Below are 17,451 nucleotides of genomic sequence, written 5' to 3'. Positions count from 1 at the left end.
AGGGAAAGAATCCGGGAGCATGGGAAAGCAGATTCAAGGATCCGTCTGATCGAAATGCCGCATTGCGGTCTGGCAGGAGTTATGCGAAATGAAGGAATCCGACAGGCGAAGGGAGAATACTGCCTGTTTCTTGATGGAGATGATTTCTTTGAACCGGAAATGCTGGAGCACAGCCTGAGGAAAGCAAGAGAGGATGATGCAGATATCTGTATGTTTGATGCGCGCATGTACTATGAGGCAACAAAAACATACAAAAAAAGCAATGTTATTCTCAAGACGGAGTATATCCCGGAGCAGATACCTTTTGAGGGGAAATCTTTTCCGTATATTTTCAATATAGGAACGGGATGTCCATGGACAAAGCTGATCAGAAAAAGTCTGATCGATGAAAATTATATAGAGTTTATGGCTCTGCCGAGATTTAATGATGTATACTTTGTATTTCTGACACTGGCACTTGCGAAGCGTGTTACCATTCTTCAGGAGGTACTGGTAAATTACAGACAGATTCCGACCAGTCTTCAGGCGAATAACACAAAGACTCCGTGGGACTGGTACGATTCCCTTAAGACGTTGAGAGAGAAACTGCTGGAACTTGGAATTTACAGTGAAGTAGAAACCAGTTTCCGAAACCTTGCGTTTGGTGTAAGTATCTATAATCTGTGTTCGTTGAAATCAGGAGAATCTTTCTGTCAGGTATATGACCGTATGAAGGCAGAATTTTTTGAGGAATTTGACCTGGCAGATTTCAGGGAAGAAGAGTGTTATTCCTATAATGCCCAGAAATATCAGATTTATCAGAATATGATGAAGTGTACAGCGGGAGAGTATCTGTTTCTGGAAGTACAGAAATTAAAACAGGAAAAGTCCTATTGGGTGACCAGAGCCAAAAATGCAGAGAAAGAAAATAAAAAGTATTCTCTGAAAAAACTGGCCATCAGGGTGGCGCATAAAATCAGAAAACAGCTAGGGTAGAGGACTTGAAGACTTGGAGGAAGATGATATGTGTACGAAAATTTCGATAATTGTTCCTGTGTATGATTCTATGTCTGATATGGAAACAATTCTGGAATCTATAGATAAACAGAGTTTTAAAGAAAGAGAAGTTATTCTTGTTAATCTGGGAAACTCAAAGAGAGCGCTGGATAAAACAAAGCAGCATTCAGATATCACACTGAAACAGCATATTGAAGAAACAGATAATTTCTTCGAAGAAATTCAGGGCAAATTTATAATATTCTGGAACTCATCTCTTTCATATGAAGAGCAGTTCTTAGAGACAATGATGCGTGCTGCGGCGAAATATGAAAAAGCGGGTGCCATTGTCTGCAACAGAAATCAGGAAGTCCAGTTTTCTGTGTCAGAACAGTCGAGTCAGATTCTGGAACTGGCAGGGATTTCTCTGTATGATATCCTGTTAAGGAAAGATACAGCCATAAAGATGATGTGGCACCATGGATTATCGGAACAGGCAATGGCAGGACTGGCGCTGGCAGTTGCTGAAACAGTAGTTCTTCTCGACAGGAAACTGATCGCAGACAGGAGCGAAAAACAGGATGCTGCGATAGCTGAATCAGTAAATTCCCTGATGGAAAATGCGTTTGCGCTGAGAGAAGAATTGAAGCGCAGAGAATTATTTCAGGATTTGGAAAGAAATTTTGTTAATATAACACTTCGAAACTATTTTAGTATGTTAGAGAGAATTTCTGATAAAGAAATTTTTGTCAGGAGCTGCTGCAAGACTGAGTTATATGAACTGGGTATCGGAGGACATACACGGCAGTATTTTTATGCTCCGGAGGATTTTGATAAACTTCTGGAACTCCTGGAAAAGCCATCAGAGGAACTTTGGGAAAGACGGGCTCTCAAAAAAGCAGAAAAACAGAAACAGGTTTTAGTTGATCTGAAAGACTGGAGTCCCTCAGGAAATGCTGTAGAGAATGTCAAAGTTACAGTAATCATTCCGTTTTACAATGTAGAAAACTATCTGAGAGAATGCCTGGAATCAGTTACAACACAGACATTTCAAAATCTTGAGATCTTGTGTGTGGATAATGCATCCACAGACAGATCTCTGGATATCGCAGAGAAATTTGCGCAAAAAGATCCGCGTATCTGTATATTGAGAGAGGAAGCTCCGGGCGCATCTGCTGCCAGAAACAGGGCACTGGAGAAAGCATCCGGAAAATACATTTATTTTCTGGACAGCGATGACATTTTAAAACAGAAGACACTTGAATTCTGTGTAGCCATGGCTGAACAGGAAGAATTGGATATGGTTCTTTTCAGTGCAGAAGAATTTTATGAAAATGAATCGTTACAGCGGGATCAGAAGCAGTTTTCCGGTTATTATAATCGCTACGGAGATTACAGTGGCTGCATGACAGGAAAAGAGTTTTTTGCAAAAGCAGTATCTTATGGAGAATATAAACCTGCGGTTTACCTGTGCCTGATGAGAAGAGATATTCTGGAAAAAAAGGGTATCCGATTTATTGAGGGAATTGTATGTGAAGATAATATTTTTACAATTCAATGTCTTACAGAAGCAAAGAAAGTACGCTATGTAAATGGGAATTTTTACAGACGCCGCTTAAGGGAAAAATCTGTTATGACAGGAAGCAGCGGTCTGCGTCTGGCATATTCGTATTATGTGGTTTTGAAATCACTGGGACATTATATCGAAGAGGAGAAATTTGACAGGGAGTACTGCGATGTTCTGCTGAGACAGATGGACAGAATGAGAGACAATGCATGCAGAGCAATCTGGCAAATGGACTTTTGTGAAATCGAACAGGAAATTTCAGAAAATCTGACGGCAGAGTGGATAGATTTTTATTTCTATGTATACAGTATAAAAAATATAAAGGCGTTAAATGAAAAGAACTACAGGAAATTAAAGAAAATCAGCGAAAACGAAAAAGTAATAAAATTAAAAGCGCTGTATCAGAGAGATAAACAGGATAATAAAAATAAAGAACTCAGAGCTGAAATCAAAGAGCTTAAATGTGAGATTGAAGATTTCCAGAAAGAAATGAAAAAATACCAGTTACTGAAAGCTGAACATAATACTCTGAAAGAACAGCATGAAACTCTGAAAAGCAGAATGTCAGGTGTGTTAACCAGCTGGTCATATAAACTTGGAAGGGGAATCACTGCAATCCCGAGAAAAATAAGATGTATCATAAAAAAATAATATAAAGATAAGGAATGGAGAAAAAGAAATGGCAAAAGTATCAATTATTGTTCCAACCTATAATGTGGAAATGTATCTGGATGAATGTCTGGAGAGTCTTCAGAGACAGACGCTGAAAGACATTGAAATTATCTGTGTTAATGATGGCTCAAAAGACAGTTCTCTTGAGATTATAAAGAGATATGCAGCAGGAGATTCAAGGTTTGTTGTGATTGACAAGGAAAACGGTGGTTATGGAAAAGCCATGAACGTTGGACTGGATAAGGCAACAGGGGAATATATTGGAATTGTTGAGCCAGATGATTTTGTTCCGCTTTATATGTATGAAGATCTGTATAATGTGGCGGCAAAGAACGAACTTGATTTTGTAAAAGCTGATTTTTACAGATTTACCAGAAACGATGAAAATGGAAATATGAATCTGGTATATAATCATCTGGACAAAACAGCAGAATGGTATAATAAAGTATTTAATCCAAGCCAGGAACCGGAAACACTTCGTTTTATTATGAATACATGGAGCGGCATTTATCGAAGAGATTTCCTGGAACAGCATCATATCAGACATAATGAGACACCAGGTGCTTCTTTCCAGGATAATGGATTTTATTTTCAGACATTCATTTATGCCCAGCGTGCGATGATTCTGGATAAACCATATTATATGAACCGTCGTGACAACCCGAATTCATCTGTAAACAATAAAGAAAAAGTTTATTGTACCAATATAGAATATGATTATATCAAGGATATCCTCATGAGGGATCCGGAAATCTGGAATCGCTTTAAATATATGTATTCACTCAAAAAACTTCATAACTATAATTTTACATTGGGACGAATCGGTGATGAGTTCAAGAGGGAATATATACAGCGGATCAGCAGGGAATTTCGCAGAGCCAGAGACAATGGTGAACTTAAAGAAAGTGTGTTTGGAGTAAGAGAATGGGAAAACCTGCAGTTTATGATCAAGGATCCGGACGGATTTTATGAGAAATTTTATCTGCAGAGTAAAAAAGAGCGTATTTTAGAAAAAAGAGTAAAGGAACTTGAAAACTCCACAACACTGCGTGTTGGAAGAATAGTTATGTATGTTCCGATTAAAATAAAAAGAATGTTAAAAAAACTCAGAAAATAAGCAGGTGATAATAATGGAGAATATAAAAGTTTCTGTTATACTTCCGGTATACAATGTGGAAAAGTATCTGAAACAATGTCTTGACACGATTGTCGGTCAGACATTAAAAGAAATTGAAATTCTGTGTGTGGACGATGGCTCTACAGATGACTCTGTTCAGATATTGAAAGAATATGAACAAAAAGATCATCGGATAAAAGTTCTGTCTCAGAAAAATGCAGGAGCCGGTGCGGCCAGGAATCTTGGCCTTCGTCATGCATCCGGGAAATATCTTTCTTTCCTGGACAGTGATGATTTCTTTGAACCGGATATGCTGGAAACAGCGTATGAACAGGCGGAACGGTATCAGGCGGAAATGGTGGTTTTCCGTTCTAACCAGTATCTGACAGAAAAGGACGAATATAAAGAAACACCATGGACACTGCGTATGCAGGAGCTTCCACCATATGCACCGTTTGGACGCAGACAGATGACAGACAATATTTTTAAGGTTTTTGTAGGATGGGCATGGGATAAGCTGTTTTTGAAATCTTTTGTAGATGAAAAAAATCTTACGTTCCAGGAGCAACGCACCAGCAATGATCTGTTATTTGTGTTCAGTGCAGTAACACTTGCAAAGAAAATTGCAGTGACAGATAAAATTCTGGCACATCAGAGAAGAGATGCAAAGGATTCTCTTTCCAAGACAAGAGAAAAATCATGGGATTGTTTTTATAAGGCATTAACGGCACTTCGGGAAAGAATGAAGCAGGAGGGGATTTTTGAGGAAGTTGAGAAAGACTTTATCAACTATGCACTTCATTTCAGTCTCTGGAACCTGAATACTCTGGCGGAGCCGACCCAGACAATACTTAGAAACAAACTACTGGAAGAGTGGTTTGCGGATCTGGGAATTTCCGGAAAAAACAAAGAATATTTTTATAACAAATCTGAATATGAACAATATGCAAAGCTTATTGAAAGCGGAAAGTAGAGGACTGGTTTTATGAATAAACATTACGATTATCTGGTAGTTGGTGCAGGTCTTTACGGAGCTGTTTTTGCGCATGAGGCCAAAAAGGCAGGAAAGTCTGTTCTTGTTATTGATAAACGCCCGAACATTGCCGGAAATGTATATACAGAAGACATGGAAAAAATCCATGTACATAAATATGGAGCACACATTTTCCATACAAACAACAAAAAGGTCTGGGATTATATCACACAGTTTGCAGAATTTAACCGTTTTACCAACAGCCCGGTTGCCAATTATCACGGAGAGCTTTATTCGCTTCCGTTTAATATGTACACATTCAACAAGATGTGGGGTGTGGTAACACCGGAAGAAGCAGCTGCCAAGATTGAAGAGCAGAAACGTGAAGCAGGTATCACAGAGCCAAAGAATCTGGAAGAACAGGCTATTTCCCTGGTCGGAAGAGATATTTTTGAGAAACTGATCAAAGGATATACCGAGAAACAGTGGGGCAGAAGCTGCAGGGAGCTTCCGGCGTTTATCATCAAGAGACTGCCGGTGAGGCTGACTTTTGACAATAACTATTTCAATGCACTGTATCAGGGGATTCCGATGGGCGGTTATACCAGAATGGTTGCAAATATGCTGGATGGCATTGAGGTTCGCCTGGAGGAAGATTATCTTGAAAAGAAAGATGAGTGGGATGCACTTGCGGACAAAGTAATCTATACTGGTCCGATTGATGCGTATTTTGGATATCAGATGGGCTATCTGGAATATCGTTCTGTGCGTTTTGAGACAGAACTTCTTGATAAACCAAATTTCCAGGGGAATGCAGCAGTCAATTATACGGATGTTGAAACTCCGTGGACCAGAATTATTGAGCACAAATGGTTTGAGTTTGGCAAAGATGATGATGGACAGGAAATTCCCAAAACCGTGATCAGCCGTGAATACAGTTCTGAATGGAAACCTGGAGATGAGCCCTATTATCCGGTAAATGATGAGAAAAACGGGGAACTTTACGAGAAGTACAAAAATCTTGCTGAAAAAGAAAAAAAAGTGATTTTTGGTGGGCGCCTGGGCGAATATAAGTACTATGATATGGACGCAGTAATCGCATCTGCGCTTTCGATGTGTGAAAAAGAACTCTGAAATATGACAAAAATATGAAACTCTGATGAAATTTGTATTGCATCAGAATTGGAAAACTGTTATAGTAAAACTCGGAAACAAGAAAAATTACGATTTGATGAGAAGACATAAGTAAGGAGTTTTTTTATGAGAAAAGCCACGGTAAACAGGTGGAGAGGAATCATCTTTTTGACAGTGTTGTTTGGTTTCCTGCTTCTGGCAGCCAGCAGACCGGTTTCGGCTCAGGCAGCCACTACAGAGAAGTGTAAAGTTGTTTTTGCGAATTCCAATGGCGTAGTTTCTAATGATACATTTCGTAAGTGGGCCAGGACTGTAACTAAGGGGAGTTATATTCAGCTTCCGACAGTAAACCGTTCCGGTTATAAATGCGTATGGGTAGAGAAGAGTGGGACCAAAGAGCTGAAATATGCTACAGGAAGGAATGTGAGAATTACAAAAAACACGAAATTCTGTCTGCGTTATTATAAGCTCTATACGGTAAGATACTATACCATGAATGGAAGCAAAGAATATACCAGCCTGCGGGAACAGGGATATCAGGGTCAGGTGCTGACATTTCCTCTGCATCCGACGGCGACGGGGTATAAGTTCCTCGGATGGAGTACTTCTATAAATGGTAAAACAGTCAAAAAAGAGGGCGACAGTCTGCGTGTTACCGGTAATATGAAGTTTTATATTGTCGGAAAGAAAATTACAGGAGTCAATCTCCGTAAATACGACGGAACGGTATGGAAAATTGTGGATACCAGTTCCGGAAGTGCAACATTTCCGGCAGTAAACCTGAACAGCGCAAATATGTGTCTGGGCTGGTCACGTACCAAGGGAAAAACAACCAATCCTGAATATAAGGCAGGCGATAAAATTCCTACCAGAACAGGAAACTATTATATGGTTGTATTTTTCTCAAAACAGGATCGTGCACCGGCATCAATTATAAAACCTACGAAACATCAGATGGTTTATTTTGTAGGAGATTCCAGAACGGTTGGGCTTCAGCTTGCCCTTGGAAATTCTGCTCCTTCAAATGTAGATTTTGTATGTAAAGGAAATCAGGGACTTGACTGGTTCCGACAGACTGGTTACAGGGAACTGCTCCGGAAACTGTCGAAGCAGTCACGTAAGACAAAGAAAGCGGTTATTATTAATCTCGGTGTAAATGATATGAGTAACATCAATACATATGTTGTTTACATGAGAAAAGTGTCCGAAAATCTCAAACAGAATTATAATTGTGATATGTATTATCTTTCTGTAAATCCGGTGAACAGTGCCATGATTCGAAGCTATGGCGCTGCAACGAGAACAGAAGCTCAGGTGGCAGCTTTTAATAAGACAATTTATCAGAAATTATGCAGTGGAAGTGATCGTGCGTTTATTTATATTAATACCTGTACGAACCTTCAGAAATATGGATGGAGCAGCAATCGTTATGATGCAGGAATCTATGATGGACTTCATTATTCGGTTGAAACGACTCTCCGTATTTATGGCTACTGTATCAGGAAGCTGAATGCCTGATCTATTATTGAAATCAGAGAGGAATCTTTATTAATTATGAAACGAGTAATCACATACGGAACTTTCGACCTGCTTCATTATGGGCATATCAATCTTTTGCGTCGTGCCAGACAGCTTGGAGATTATCTGATCGTAGGTCTTTCCACAGATGAGTTCAACTGGAATGAAAAGCAGAAGAAATGTTATTTCTCCTACGAAAAAAGGAAACAGCTTCTGGAGGCAATCCGTTATGTGGATCTTGTAATTCCGGAAGAAAACTGGGAACAGAAACGTTCCGACGTAAAAGAATATCATGTAGATACCTTTGTGATGGGAGATGACTGGAAAGGTAAGTTTGATTTCCTCAAAGAAGAAGGCTGCGAGGTGGTTTACCTGCCACGTACACCTGAGATCTCCAGTTCCCAGATCAAGGAAGATCTTCACACAAAAGAACAGCAGAAATAATGACTGACCGGGGTTACGCCTCGGTCAGTTCTTTTATGGAGTGGAACTGGTAGCCCATTTCTTCCCATCTGGTGAGAAGTTCATCCAGGATCGCGGCGTTCGTGGAGGAAGTATTGTGGAGCAGAACGATCGCACCAGGGTGGATCCGGGGAATCAGTTTCTGGAAAGCTTCTTCCTTCGAGGGCTGCTGCTCCTGGATCCAGTCCACATAGGCAAGACTCCAGAAAAAGGTGGAATAGCCAAGTTCTTTTGCCATGGAAAGATTTTCTGTGCTGTAGACACCGCGGGGCGGCCGGTAAAATTTGGTCATGGGTTCGCCCGTTACGGAAGTATAGAGTTCTTCCACGCCTTCAAGTTCCTTCTGAAAGGATTCCATCGAAGAAATCTGAGACATATCCGGATGGGTCATCGTATGGTTTCCCACAATATGCCCCTCTGTGATCATGCGTTTGATAAGATCGGGATTATCTTTGATAAAATTTCCGACAGCAAAAAAGACAGCGGGAGCCTGGTGCTTTTTAAGTGCCTCCAGGATTGCAGGGGTGTTTCCATTCTCATATCCGGCATCAAAAGTCAGATAGAGGATTTTTTCGTCAGTATCGCTGGCATAATAGGCGTTGTACTGTTTCAGATCATCGATGGTGGCGTTTCCGGCAGGACGTTTTCCTTCTTCCTGAAAACTTAATCCCCAGCTTGCACTTTGGACAGAAGCAGAGGTTTCTTTTGTGGGAGAAAGCGTTCCGGTGAGGATTCCAAGCAGACTGCCGAGGGTAAAAGCACCGGCCAGCAGAAGGAGAGAACATAAAAAGCGGGATTTCTTTATGTAGTGAAAGACAAGAATAAAAAAAGATGTCATGGGAATCTCCATGTAGATGTTTGATTCAGTATATGTAAGAAGACAAAAAATTAGAGCCATCAGATGAATTATTTAATCTGGTGGCTCTTCTACTGTTCATTGTCCAATGGAACGTACCTCCTGTTTAGTTTATAAAACATTTGGAATAATTATGAGTTTACGTTTCTGGTGGTCCGTACCTCTCTTCCTAAAATTATGATGTGTTAAGATTTACGTTTCTGGTGGTCTGTACCTGCCTTTCTTAAAGTATTGGGGTTCGCTTAAGTTTTCGGTGGTCTCACGCCTTTCTGTTTGTTTTTTTGTTTTCGTTCCTTTGTTTTATGTACTTAATATAACAGATAAAATTACATTTGTCAACAATAAAAAATAAAAATTTCAAAATAAATATTTCGTATACAGCAAACAATATAATAAAAATAGAATTGTCTGAAAACAATACAGAAAATGAAATTGCGACGATCTCTGCATAGAAAGAAGCATCAGGGGAAAACTAAGTTTATCATTTGATGAAGGAGGTAATCTCATGTTGCGTTATCTACCTGTACGCAGGATCCACGCAAGACAGGTTCTGGACTCCAGAGGAACACCTACTGTTGAGGTGGAAGCTACCGTAGGCGAAGGGATCATTGGAATTGAGGGATATACAGCGAGGGCGATCGTGCCATCCGGAGCATCGACAGGAAGATTTGAGGCGGTGGAACTCCGGGATGGAGAAAAAGGATATTATGTCGGATTAAGTGTGCGAAAAGCAGTCGAAAATGTAAATATCAGACTGGCGGAAGCCATTCTTGGAGAAAATGCGCTGAATCAGGTGCGGATCGACGAGCTTCTGATAAAGGCAGATGGAACGGAAAACAAGAGCAGTGCCGGGGCAAATGCAACTCTGGGCGTTTCCATGGCGGTTGCCCGGGCAGCGGCGATGGCGCTTCGGATTCCGCTTTATCAGTATCTTGGCGGCTGCCATACAAGAAAAATGCCGGTTCCGATGATGAATATCCTGAATGGAGGAAAGCATGCGGACAACACTGTAGATCTGCAGGAATTCATGATCATGCCCTGCGGTGCCGGGAATTTTGAAGATGGGATCCGGATGTGTGTGGAGATCTATCAGTTTCTCAAGATCCTTCTCAGAGAGAAAGGCCTTTCGACAGCGGTAGGGGATGAAGGTGGTTTTGCGCCGGATCTCAAAGATTCCAGGGATGTCCTGCGGCTGATCCTTGAGGCAGTTGAAAAAGCAGGGTATGAACCGGGAAAAGATATTTTTATTGCGATCGATGCAGCAGCCAGTGAACTTTATGATGAAGAACAGGGTGTGTACCGTTTTCCGGGTGAGAGTAAGATGAAAGCCGAAGAAGTGCTCCGGGATGCGGCAGAAATGATCGATTATTATGAAGAACTTCTGGAAGAATTTCCAATCATTTCAATTGAGGATGGTCTTAATGAGGATGACTGGGAAGGCTGGAAAACAATGACAGAACGTCTCGGAGACAGGCTGCAGCTTGTGGGAGATGATCTTTTTGTCACAAATGTCAAAAGACTTTCCTGTGGAATCAGGCTTGAGGCGGCAAATGCGATCCTCGTCAAAGTAAACCAGATCGGTACCTTAAGCGAGGCGATGGATGCAGTGAAAATGGCGCAGCACGCAGGATACCGTGCGATCATCTCACATCGTTCGGGCGAGACAGAAGATGCTTTTATCGCAGATCTTGCAGTGGCGACAGGAGCCGGGCAGATCAAGACAGGAGCACCATGCCGCTCTGACCGGAATGCGAAATACAATCAGCTCATCCGGATCAGTGAATTGCTTGGAGAAGATGCTGTTTATGAAAATCCATTTCAAAAAGAGTGACGTCTGAATAAAAAATGCGGTGTACAGGATCCGATTCTGTCTGCACAGTGCAAAAAAAGCAGGGGGAATCGGATTTTTGCCCTGAAACTTATCCAAAAACGGTTGAAATCCAGAGGGTGGTATGGTACAATCTTATTACTGTCCACAGGTAATATTTCGCGAGGTGTTTTGCCATGAATATGGCAAAATCCCGAGACATACAGGGCAAAATGCCATCACCGAAGGTGATTTGAAATGCATTTTGACCAAGTTACTGTGAACGAAGTGAACAGTAACACAATATTTTGCAGTTGATTAGGAGGTGTAACCGAAGTGCAGATTTTGAGAACAATACTGACTATTATTTTTGCTATAGATTGTATTGCGCTGACTGTTGTTGTTCTGATGCAGGAAGGCAAGCAGCAGGGCCTGGGTGGAACGATTTCAGGTGCCTCAGATACATACTGGGGAAGAAACAAGGGACGTTCTATGGAAGGTGGCCTTGTAAGAGCAACTACGATCATGGCAGTGTTATTTTTTATACTGGCAGCTGTTTTAAATATGAATTTTTAGTCAAAGGAAACACTCTTGTATAAATTGCAAGAGTGCTTTTTTTACGTTGGATATCAATAAAGGAGAGCTTTAGGTGAGCAGAAAGAAAAACTGGGAAAAGAAAAAGAAATTTTCCAAGGGCAAACAGATAAAGAAAGATAAATTTAAATTAAAGAAAAGAGATCTCTGGGAGTTTGAGAAACAGGGTCTGATCAAAGAGGGTACCTTCATAGGCAACCAGAAGGGCTTTGGATTTGTGGAACTTGAGGACGAGGAAGATGATATCTTTATTCCGGCAAATTCTGTAGGAACTGCCATGCATCAGGACAAGGTGAGAGTCCTTGTGAAGAAGAAGTCCGGCAGCGGAAAGCGTCAGGAGGGCACGGTTGTCGAAATCCTTGAGCGTGGGACCACGGAGGTTGTGGGTACTTTTCAGAGAGAACGTGATTATGGATTTGTACTTTGTGACAATCAGAAGTATGCAAAGGATATCTATATCGCAGCTAAGAATTCCAAGGGAGTCCGCGATGGCGACAAGGTCGTGGCAGAGATCATTGATTATGGCGATGAGAGACATAAGCCGGAAGGCAGGATCAAGGAGGATATGGGAAGCATAAATGCACCTGGAACGGATATCCTGGCGATCGTGAAGAGTTTCAATATTCCGTCAGAGTTCCCGCCGAAGGTCATCACACAGGCAGGACGTGTTCCGGATCACGTGCTTGATGCCGACAGAGATGGCAGGATGGACCTCACACATCTTCAGACCGTGACGATCGACGGAGAGGATGCCAAGGACCTCGATGATGCGATCTCTCTTACAAAAGAAGGCGATATCTATCATCTTGGTGTGCATATCGCAGATGTGAGCAACTATGTTCAGGGAGGCAGCGCACTGGACAAAGAAGCACTAAAGAGAGGAACCAGTGTGTACCTTGCAGACCGTGTGATCCCGATGCTTCCGGAGCGGCTTTCAAATGGAATCTGTTCACTGAACCAGGGAGAGGATCGACTGACTTTAAGCTGTCTTATGGATATTGACAAGAACGGCCAGGTGATCGATCACAAGATCGCAGAGACGATCATCCGCGTGGATCGAAGAATGAGTTATACGCAGGTACGCTGCATCCTGGAAGACGGCGATACTGAGACAAGCCTTGAGTATGCGGATTTTGTGCCAATGTTTTTCCTGATGAAAGAACTTTCAGAGCTTCTTCGGAGCCGCAGGCACCACAGAGGATCGATCGACTTTGATTTTCCGGAGAGCAAGATCACCCTCAACGGCGCGGGAAGAGCGATCGATGTGCAGGCTTATGAGGCGAATGTGGCGACAGAGATCATTGAGGATTTCATGCTGATGGCAAATGAGACCGTTGCAAAGGAGTACTGTCAGGGTGAGTATCCGTTTGTATACCGTACTCACGAGACCCCGGATCCGGAACGTGTGGAGAGTCTTCTGACGCTTCTTCGAAACCAGGGGATCTCTGTGCAGAAGGCCGGTGAGGAGATCACCCCGAAGGAGATCCAGGAGATCATCGAAAGTATCCAGGGACTGCCGAATGAGACAATGATCAGCCGTCTGACCCTGCGTACGATGAAGCAGGCAAAATATACGACACAGTGCAGCGGTCACTTTGGTCTTGCAGCGAAATATTACTGTCATTTTACTTCTCCGATCAGGAGATATCCAGATTTACAGATCCACCGTATCATTCGTGATAATATAAGGGGGAGACTTCAGAGAGAAGGAAAGACAGAGCATTACAGAGAGATCCTCGAACATGTTGCACAGCAGTCCAGTGCATGTGAGAGAAGGGCACAGGAAGCAGAGAGAGAGTCAGACCGCTTAAAGAAAGCTGAATACATGTCTTATCATCTCGGTGAAGAATTTGAGGGCATCATTTCAGGCGTGACTGCTTATGGATTCTATGTGGAACTTCCGAATACCGTCGAGGGACTTGTTCATGTGACGAGCCTTCGGGACGATTATTATTCTTATAACGAAGAAACTTATGAGCTGAGCGGCGAACTGAGCCACAAAGTCTACCATCTCGGACAGAAAGTAAGAGTCAGGGTGGCAGATGCGGATGCTCTGAAGAGAACGGTAGATTTTACCGTTGTTGAGTAAAGGAGGGAATTTTATGGCGAAAGCAACAGGGATCAAACTGATCGCCAACAACAAAAAAGCCTTTCATGATTATTTTATAGAGGACACTTATGAAGCCGGTATTTCTCTGGCAGGAACAGAGGTAAAGTCCCTTCGTATGGGCAAGTGCAGTGTCAAGGAATCTTTTATCCGTGTAGAAAAAGGCGAAGTATATATCTATGGAATGCACATCAGCCCCTATGAGAAGGGAAATATCTTTAACAAGGATCCTCTGCGTGTCAGGAAGCTTCTTCTTCACAGACATGAGATCAACAAGATCGAGGGCAAACTTCAGGAAAAAGGTCTCACGCTGGTTCCTCTCAAGGTGTATTTCAAGGGCAGTCTGGTAAAGGTTGAAGTTGGTGTGGCGCGAGGCAAGAAGCTCTATGACAAGAGACAGGATATTGCAAAGAAAGACCAGCGAAGAGAAGCTGAGAGAGAGTTTAAGGTTAAAAATCTGTAACTTTAAAAATTGTATGAATTTTGGGACATTTAGTTGACAAGAATCTGAGACTCTGTATAATTAAGTTAAATAATAATGACATCATAGGACTATTACGTAATAGGAAACAGGAGGGAATAGATATGCTCAAAAAACGTTATTTGGCCATTGCAGGGCTTGCTGTGCTGGCAATAGCTGCATCAGGCTGTGGCAAGAAGAATACAACGGAACAGACACCAGTCCAGGTAACGCCTACTGAAACTCCTCAGGCGACACCTACGGTTACGATAGAACTTGTAAATATGGAAGAGACAACGGAGAAAAATGTAATCGGTGAAAAGACAGCAACAGCTTCCAAGGTTGCTATTGTAAACCGCACCGGTTCAGAGATTGCATCTATCTATATCAGAGAGACGCCATCTGATGATGCAGATGAGGACACTGCTGACGAATGGGGTGATGATCTTGTAAATGGTATGTTCACTCTTAAGAATGGAGAGAATGCAGTTTATTATTATGAGAAGCCATCTTCTTCAGGAAGCACATACGATATTCGTATCGCCTACACAGATGAAGATGCAAACGAATGTTTCTTCAGAAAACTGCCACTGGCATCTATGAAGCAGATTACTCTTCGAATGGACGGAGAGGGAGAAGATTCGATTCCTTATGCAACGTATTTTACAACAACTGGAAGTAAAGAAGTATCTACTCTGAATGAAGTGAAGAAGAGACTTGGTCTTGACACCGATAGCGAAGAAGATGTGACACCGACTCCGGATCCATCTGATTCAGCCGATCCGACGCAGGCACCGGATGATTCTGATAACACAGCCAATCCGACACAGGCACCAAATCCGGATGATAACAACAATAACAGTAATAACGGTGACGACGGAGATAATACAAGTCCGACAGATTCTACGATTCGGACAGCAGAGGGATATATTGGCAGATCATTGGATGATCTGGTTTCAGCGATTGGCGATTCCAATTCATCAGAATATGACGAAGACCCGGATAATGGCACAAGCGGTTATTATTATTACGGAAACTTCACGGTTTCAACAACTGTAGATGCCGATGGAAACGAAGTTGTTACAGGCGTATGGTAAGAATACTGATGCAGATGCATCGGAGGAAAGGATAAATAACTATGAAGAGGATTTTACTGAAATTAAGTGGAGAGGCTCTGGCAGGAGCAGAGAAGAAAGGATTTGATGAGGCTACAGTCATCGCTGTTGCAAAGCAGATCCGCACAATTGTAGAAGAGGGAACTCAGGTAGGTATTGTGATCGGAGGAGGAAACTTCTGGAGAGGACGTACCAGTGAGACCATCGACCGCAATAAGGCAGATCAGATCGGTATGCTGGCTACAGTCATGAACTGCATCTATGTATCTGATATCTGCAGATATCTGGGACTTCGCACAGAGATTTTTACACCGTTCGAATGCGGCGCATTTACAAGCCTCTATTCCAAAGATGCAGTAGAGGAAGGCTTTGCACAGGGCAAGGTTCTGTTCTTCGCAGGCGGTACAGGCCATCCGTATTTCTCTACAGATACAGCAACCGTACTTCGCGCTGTTGAGATCGAGGCAGAGGCGATCCTTCTTGCCAAAGCCGTAGATGGAATCTATGACAGCGATCCGAAGGTTAACCCGAACGCTGTGAAATACGATGAGATCAGCATTCAGGAAGTCGTTGACAAGAAACTGGCAGCTATGGACCTTACAGCATCTATCATGTGCCTGGAGCAAAAAATGCCAATGCTTGTTTTTGGCCTTGAGGAAGAGAACAGCATCATCAATACAGTTCATGGTAAATTCAACGGAACCAAGGTAACTGTATAAAATAAATTACAAGAGGGAGATTTGACAAATGGATGAAAGAGTTCAGAAATATGAGCAGAAAATGACCAAGACACTGAAAGGCTTCGAGGAGGAACTGACAACGATCCGTGCAGGACGTGCAAACCCGCATATTCTTGACAAGATCACCGTAGATTATTATGGAAGCCCGACACCGCTTCAGCAGGTGGCAAACATCACAGTGCCGGAGGCACGTATGATCCAGATCCAGCCATGGGAAGCAAGCCTGATCAAAGGAATCGAGAAAGCAATCCTTACATCTGATCTGGGACTGAACCCGAACAACGATGGTAAACTGATCCGTCTGGTACTTCCGGAGCTCACAGAGGAGCGTCGTAAAGAGCTGGTAAAGGATGTCAAGAAGAAAGGTGAGGCTGCCAAAGTTGCTGTCCGCAATGTCCGCCGTGATGCAAACGATGCATTCAAGAAACTTGGCAAGCAGGACGTTTCCGAGGATGAGATCAAAGACCTTGAGGATGCTGTACAGAAACTGACAGATAAATTTGTCAAAAAGATCGATGAAGCAGTAGATACCAAAGCAAAAGAAATCCTGACTGTATAATCCCGGTCAGGTGGGGAATGAGGAGAGGGAGAGCCGGAAACAGGCTCTCTTTCTGTTGCATAAAAAGAAATAAGAGGAGAAACATATGAGAGTACCAAATCATATAGCTATCATTCTTGACGGAAACGGCAGATGGGCGAAGGCAAAGGGGATGCCGAGAGGATACGGACATATCAAGGGATGTGCGAATCTGGAGACGATCTGTGATGATATCAAGGATCTTGGCGTAAAATACCTGACGGTCTATGCTTTTTCGACAGAGAACTGGAAACGATCCAGAGAAGAAGTAGAGGGCTTGATGAAGCTGTTCCGAAGCTATCTCAAAAAATGCATGAAAAGCGCAGAGAAAAACCATATGCGTGTCAAGGTCATCGGTGATCCATCCGCGTTTGCGCCGGATATTCAGGAGAAGATCCGCCAGCTTGAGGAGTTTTCCAAGGATTACGATGAGCTTTATTTCCAGATTGCACTGAATTATGGAAGCCGTGACGAAATCGTGCGAGGTGTGCGTAAACTGGCTCAGGATGTGGCAGACGGCAAACTGGTTCCGGATGCGATCGATGAGTCATGCTTTGAGAATTATCTGGATACTGCCGGAGTTCCGGATCCGGATCTTATGATCCGCACAAGTGGAGAATTAAGACTTTCCAACTTTCTTATGTGGCAGCTGGCTTATACAGAATTTTATTTCACAGATGTTCCGTGGCCAGATTTCCATAAGGAAGAATTAATTAAGGCAATTGAGAAATATAATGAGAGAGACCGCAGATATGGCGGGGTCAAGGAGGAGTAAAT

16 protein-coding genes are annotated in these 17,451 nt (G+C 42.5%); 15 read left to right on the top strand and 1 reads right to left on the bottom strand.

Annotation, left to right across the window (positions count from 1 at the left end):
• The 7 genes from QZL69_RS12615 to tagD form a co-directional block, all read left to right on the top strand.
• The coding region (locus tag QZL69_RS12615) for a glycosyltransferase family 2 protein (protein ID WP_291519670.1) at nucleotides 1-975 on the top strand (975 nt) is incomplete at its 5' end.
• A gap of 28 nt (nucleotides 976-1,003) precedes the next feature.
• A complete protein-coding gene (locus QZL69_RS12610) occupies nucleotides 1,004-3,193 on the top strand; it encodes a glycosyltransferase (protein WP_022215558.1) in 2,190 nt (729 codons plus the stop codon).
• A 28-nt stretch (nucleotides 3,194-3,221) separates the two neighbouring features.
• A complete protein-coding gene (locus tag QZL69_RS12605) occupies nucleotides 3,222-4,331 on the top strand; it encodes a glycosyltransferase (protein ID WP_022215557.1) in 1,110 nt (369 codons plus the stop codon).
• A gap of 13 nt (nucleotides 4,332-4,344) precedes the next feature.
• Nucleotides 4,345-5,304 (top strand): glycosyltransferase family 2 protein, encoded by a 960-nt coding sequence (locus QZL69_RS12600; RefSeq protein WP_022215556.1) that lies wholly within the window; start codon nucleotides 4,345-4,347, stop codon nucleotides 5,302-5,304.
• Between the two features lie 12 nt (nucleotides 5,305-5,316).
• Nucleotides 5,317-6,438: a UDP-galactopyranose mutase gene (gene glf, locus QZL69_RS12595; protein WP_022215555.1), complete on the top strand. Its 1,122-nt coding sequence runs from the start codon at nucleotides 5,317-5,319 to the stop codon at nucleotides 6,436-6,438.
• Nucleotides 6,439-6,564: 126 nt separating this feature from the next.
• The gene (locus QZL69_RS12590; RefSeq protein ID WP_022215554.1) at nucleotides 6,565-7,956 is read left to right on the top strand and encodes an InlB B-repeat-containing protein; all 1,392 of its coding nucleotides are present in this window, start codon (nucleotides 6,565-6,567) and stop codon (nucleotides 7,954-7,956) included.
• 36 nt (nucleotides 7,957-7,992) lie between these two features.
• Nucleotides 7,993-8,400: a glycerol-3-phosphate cytidylyltransferase gene (gene tagD, locus QZL69_RS12585; protein WP_022215553.1), complete on the top strand. Its 408-nt coding sequence runs from the start codon at nucleotides 7,993-7,995 to the stop codon at nucleotides 8,398-8,400.
• 13 nt (nucleotides 8,401-8,413) lie between these two features.
• Here tagD and QZL69_RS12580 read toward each other — a convergent pair whose 3' ends face one another.
• The gene (locus QZL69_RS12580; protein ID WP_022215552.1) at nucleotides 8,414-9,256 is read right to left on the bottom strand and encodes a polysaccharide deacetylase family protein; all 843 of its coding nucleotides are present in this window, start codon (nucleotides 9,254-9,256) and stop codon (nucleotides 8,414-8,416) included.
• Between the two features lie 523 nt (nucleotides 9,257-9,779).
• On the opposite strand from QZL69_RS12580, the gene eno reads away from it, so the two are divergent.
• The 8 genes from eno (at nucleotide 9,780) to QZL69_RS12540 (ending at nucleotide 17,449) form a co-directional block, all read left to right on the top strand.
• Nucleotides 9,780-11,105 carry a phosphopyruvate hydratase gene (gene eno, locus QZL69_RS12575; RefSeq protein WP_022215551.1) on the top strand — a complete coding sequence of 442 codons (1,326 nt, stop codon included), beginning with the start codon at nucleotides 9,780-9,782 and terminating at the stop codon, nucleotides 11,103-11,105.
• 312 nt (nucleotides 11,106-11,417) lie between these two features.
• Nucleotides 11,418-11,657, top strand: coding sequence for a preprotein translocase subunit SecG (gene secG / locus QZL69_RS12570; protein ID WP_022215550.1), 240 nt, complete (start codon nucleotides 11,418-11,420; stop codon nucleotides 11,655-11,657).
• Between the two features lie 73 nt (nucleotides 11,658-11,730).
• Nucleotides 11,731-13,764, top strand: coding sequence for a ribonuclease R (rnr, locus tag QZL69_RS12565; RefSeq protein ID WP_022215549.1), 2,034 nt, complete (start codon nucleotides 11,731-11,733; stop codon nucleotides 13,762-13,764).
• Nucleotides 13,765-13,777: 13 nt separating this feature from the next.
• Complete coding sequence (smpB, locus tag QZL69_RS12560; protein WP_022215548.1) at nucleotides 13,778-14,245, top strand: SsrA-binding protein SmpB; 468 nt, start codon at nucleotides 13,778-13,780, stop codon at nucleotides 14,243-14,245.
• A 122-nt stretch (nucleotides 14,246-14,367) separates the two neighbouring features.
• Nucleotides 14,368-15,339: a hypothetical protein gene (locus tag QZL69_RS12555; RefSeq protein WP_022215547.1), complete on the top strand. Its 972-nt coding sequence runs from the start codon at nucleotides 14,368-14,370 to the stop codon at nucleotides 15,337-15,339.
• Between the two features lie 41 nt (nucleotides 15,340-15,380).
• Nucleotides 15,381-16,076 carry a UMP kinase gene (gene pyrH, locus QZL69_RS12550; protein WP_022215546.1) on the top strand — a complete coding sequence of 232 codons (696 nt, stop codon included), beginning with the start codon at nucleotides 15,381-15,383 and terminating at the stop codon, nucleotides 16,074-16,076.
• 28 nt (nucleotides 16,077-16,104) lie between these two features.
• Nucleotides 16,105-16,656: a ribosome recycling factor gene (frr, locus tag QZL69_RS12545; protein WP_022215545.1), complete on the top strand. Its 552-nt coding sequence runs from the start codon at nucleotides 16,105-16,107 to the stop codon at nucleotides 16,654-16,656.
• 85 nt (nucleotides 16,657-16,741) lie between these two features.
• Nucleotides 16,742-17,449 carry an isoprenyl transferase gene (locus QZL69_RS12540; RefSeq protein WP_022215544.1) on the top strand — a complete coding sequence of 236 codons (708 nt, stop codon included), beginning with the start codon at nucleotides 16,742-16,744 and terminating at the stop codon, nucleotides 17,447-17,449.
• Nucleotides 17,450-17,451 lie beyond the last annotated feature (2 nt).

The organism is Blautia sp. CAG:237, from assembly GCF_000436615.1.
GTDB classification, from domain to species: Bacteria; Bacillota; Clostridia; order Lachnospirales; family Lachnospiraceae; genus Blautia_A; species Blautia_A intestinihominis.
The sequence above is the reverse complement of the archived record's forward strand: the minus strand, read 5'-3'. Positions and strand labels throughout refer to the sequence as shown.

What these genes read in the sequence shown, in the direction of transcription:
- pyrH (WP_022215546.1), top strand. Translation starts at nt 15,381, where the DNA reads ATGAAGAGGATTTTACTGAAATTAAGTGGAGAGGCTCTGGCAGGAGCA.
- QZL69_RS12610 (WP_022215558.1), top strand. Translation starts at nt 1,004, where the DNA reads ATGTGTACGAAAATTTCGATAATTGTTCCTGTGTATGATTCTATGTCT.
- QZL69_RS12600 (WP_022215556.1), top strand. Translation starts at nt 4,345, where the DNA reads ATGGAGAATATAAAAGTTTCTGTTATACTTCCGGTATACAATGTGGAA.
- tagD (WP_022215553.1), top strand. Translation starts at nt 7,993, where the DNA reads ATGAAACGAGTAATCACATACGGAACTTTCGACCTGCTTCATTATGGG.
- QZL69_RS12555 (WP_022215547.1), top strand. Translation starts at nt 14,368, where the DNA reads ATGCTCAAAAAACGTTATTTGGCCATTGCAGGGCTTGCTGTGCTGGCA.
- frr (WP_022215545.1), top strand. Translation starts at nt 16,105, where the DNA reads ATGGATGAAAGAGTTCAGAAATATGAGCAGAAAATGACCAAGACACTG.
- eno (WP_022215551.1), top strand. Translation starts at nt 9,780, where the DNA reads ATGTTGCGTTATCTACCTGTACGCAGGATCCACGCAAGACAGGTTCTG.
- QZL69_RS12540 (WP_022215544.1), top strand. Translation starts at nt 16,742, where the DNA reads ATGAGAGTACCAAATCATATAGCTATCATTCTTGACGGAAACGGCAGA.
- QZL69_RS12590 (WP_022215554.1), top strand. Translation starts at nt 6,565, where the DNA reads ATGAGAAAAGCCACGGTAAACAGGTGGAGAGGAATCATCTTTTTGACA.
- smpB (WP_022215548.1), top strand. Translation starts at nt 13,778, where the DNA reads ATGGCGAAAGCAACAGGGATCAAACTGATCGCCAACAACAAAAAAGCC.
- QZL69_RS12605 (WP_022215557.1), top strand. Translation starts at nt 3,222, where the DNA reads ATGGCAAAAGTATCAATTATTGTTCCAACCTATAATGTGGAAATGTAT.
- QZL69_RS12580 (WP_022215552.1), bottom strand. Translation starts at nt 9,256, where the DNA reads ATGACATCTTTTTTTATTCTTGTCTTTCACTACATAAAGAAATCCCGC.
- glf (WP_022215555.1), top strand. Translation starts at nt 5,317, where the DNA reads ATGAATAAACATTACGATTATCTGGTAGTTGGTGCAGGTCTTTACGGA.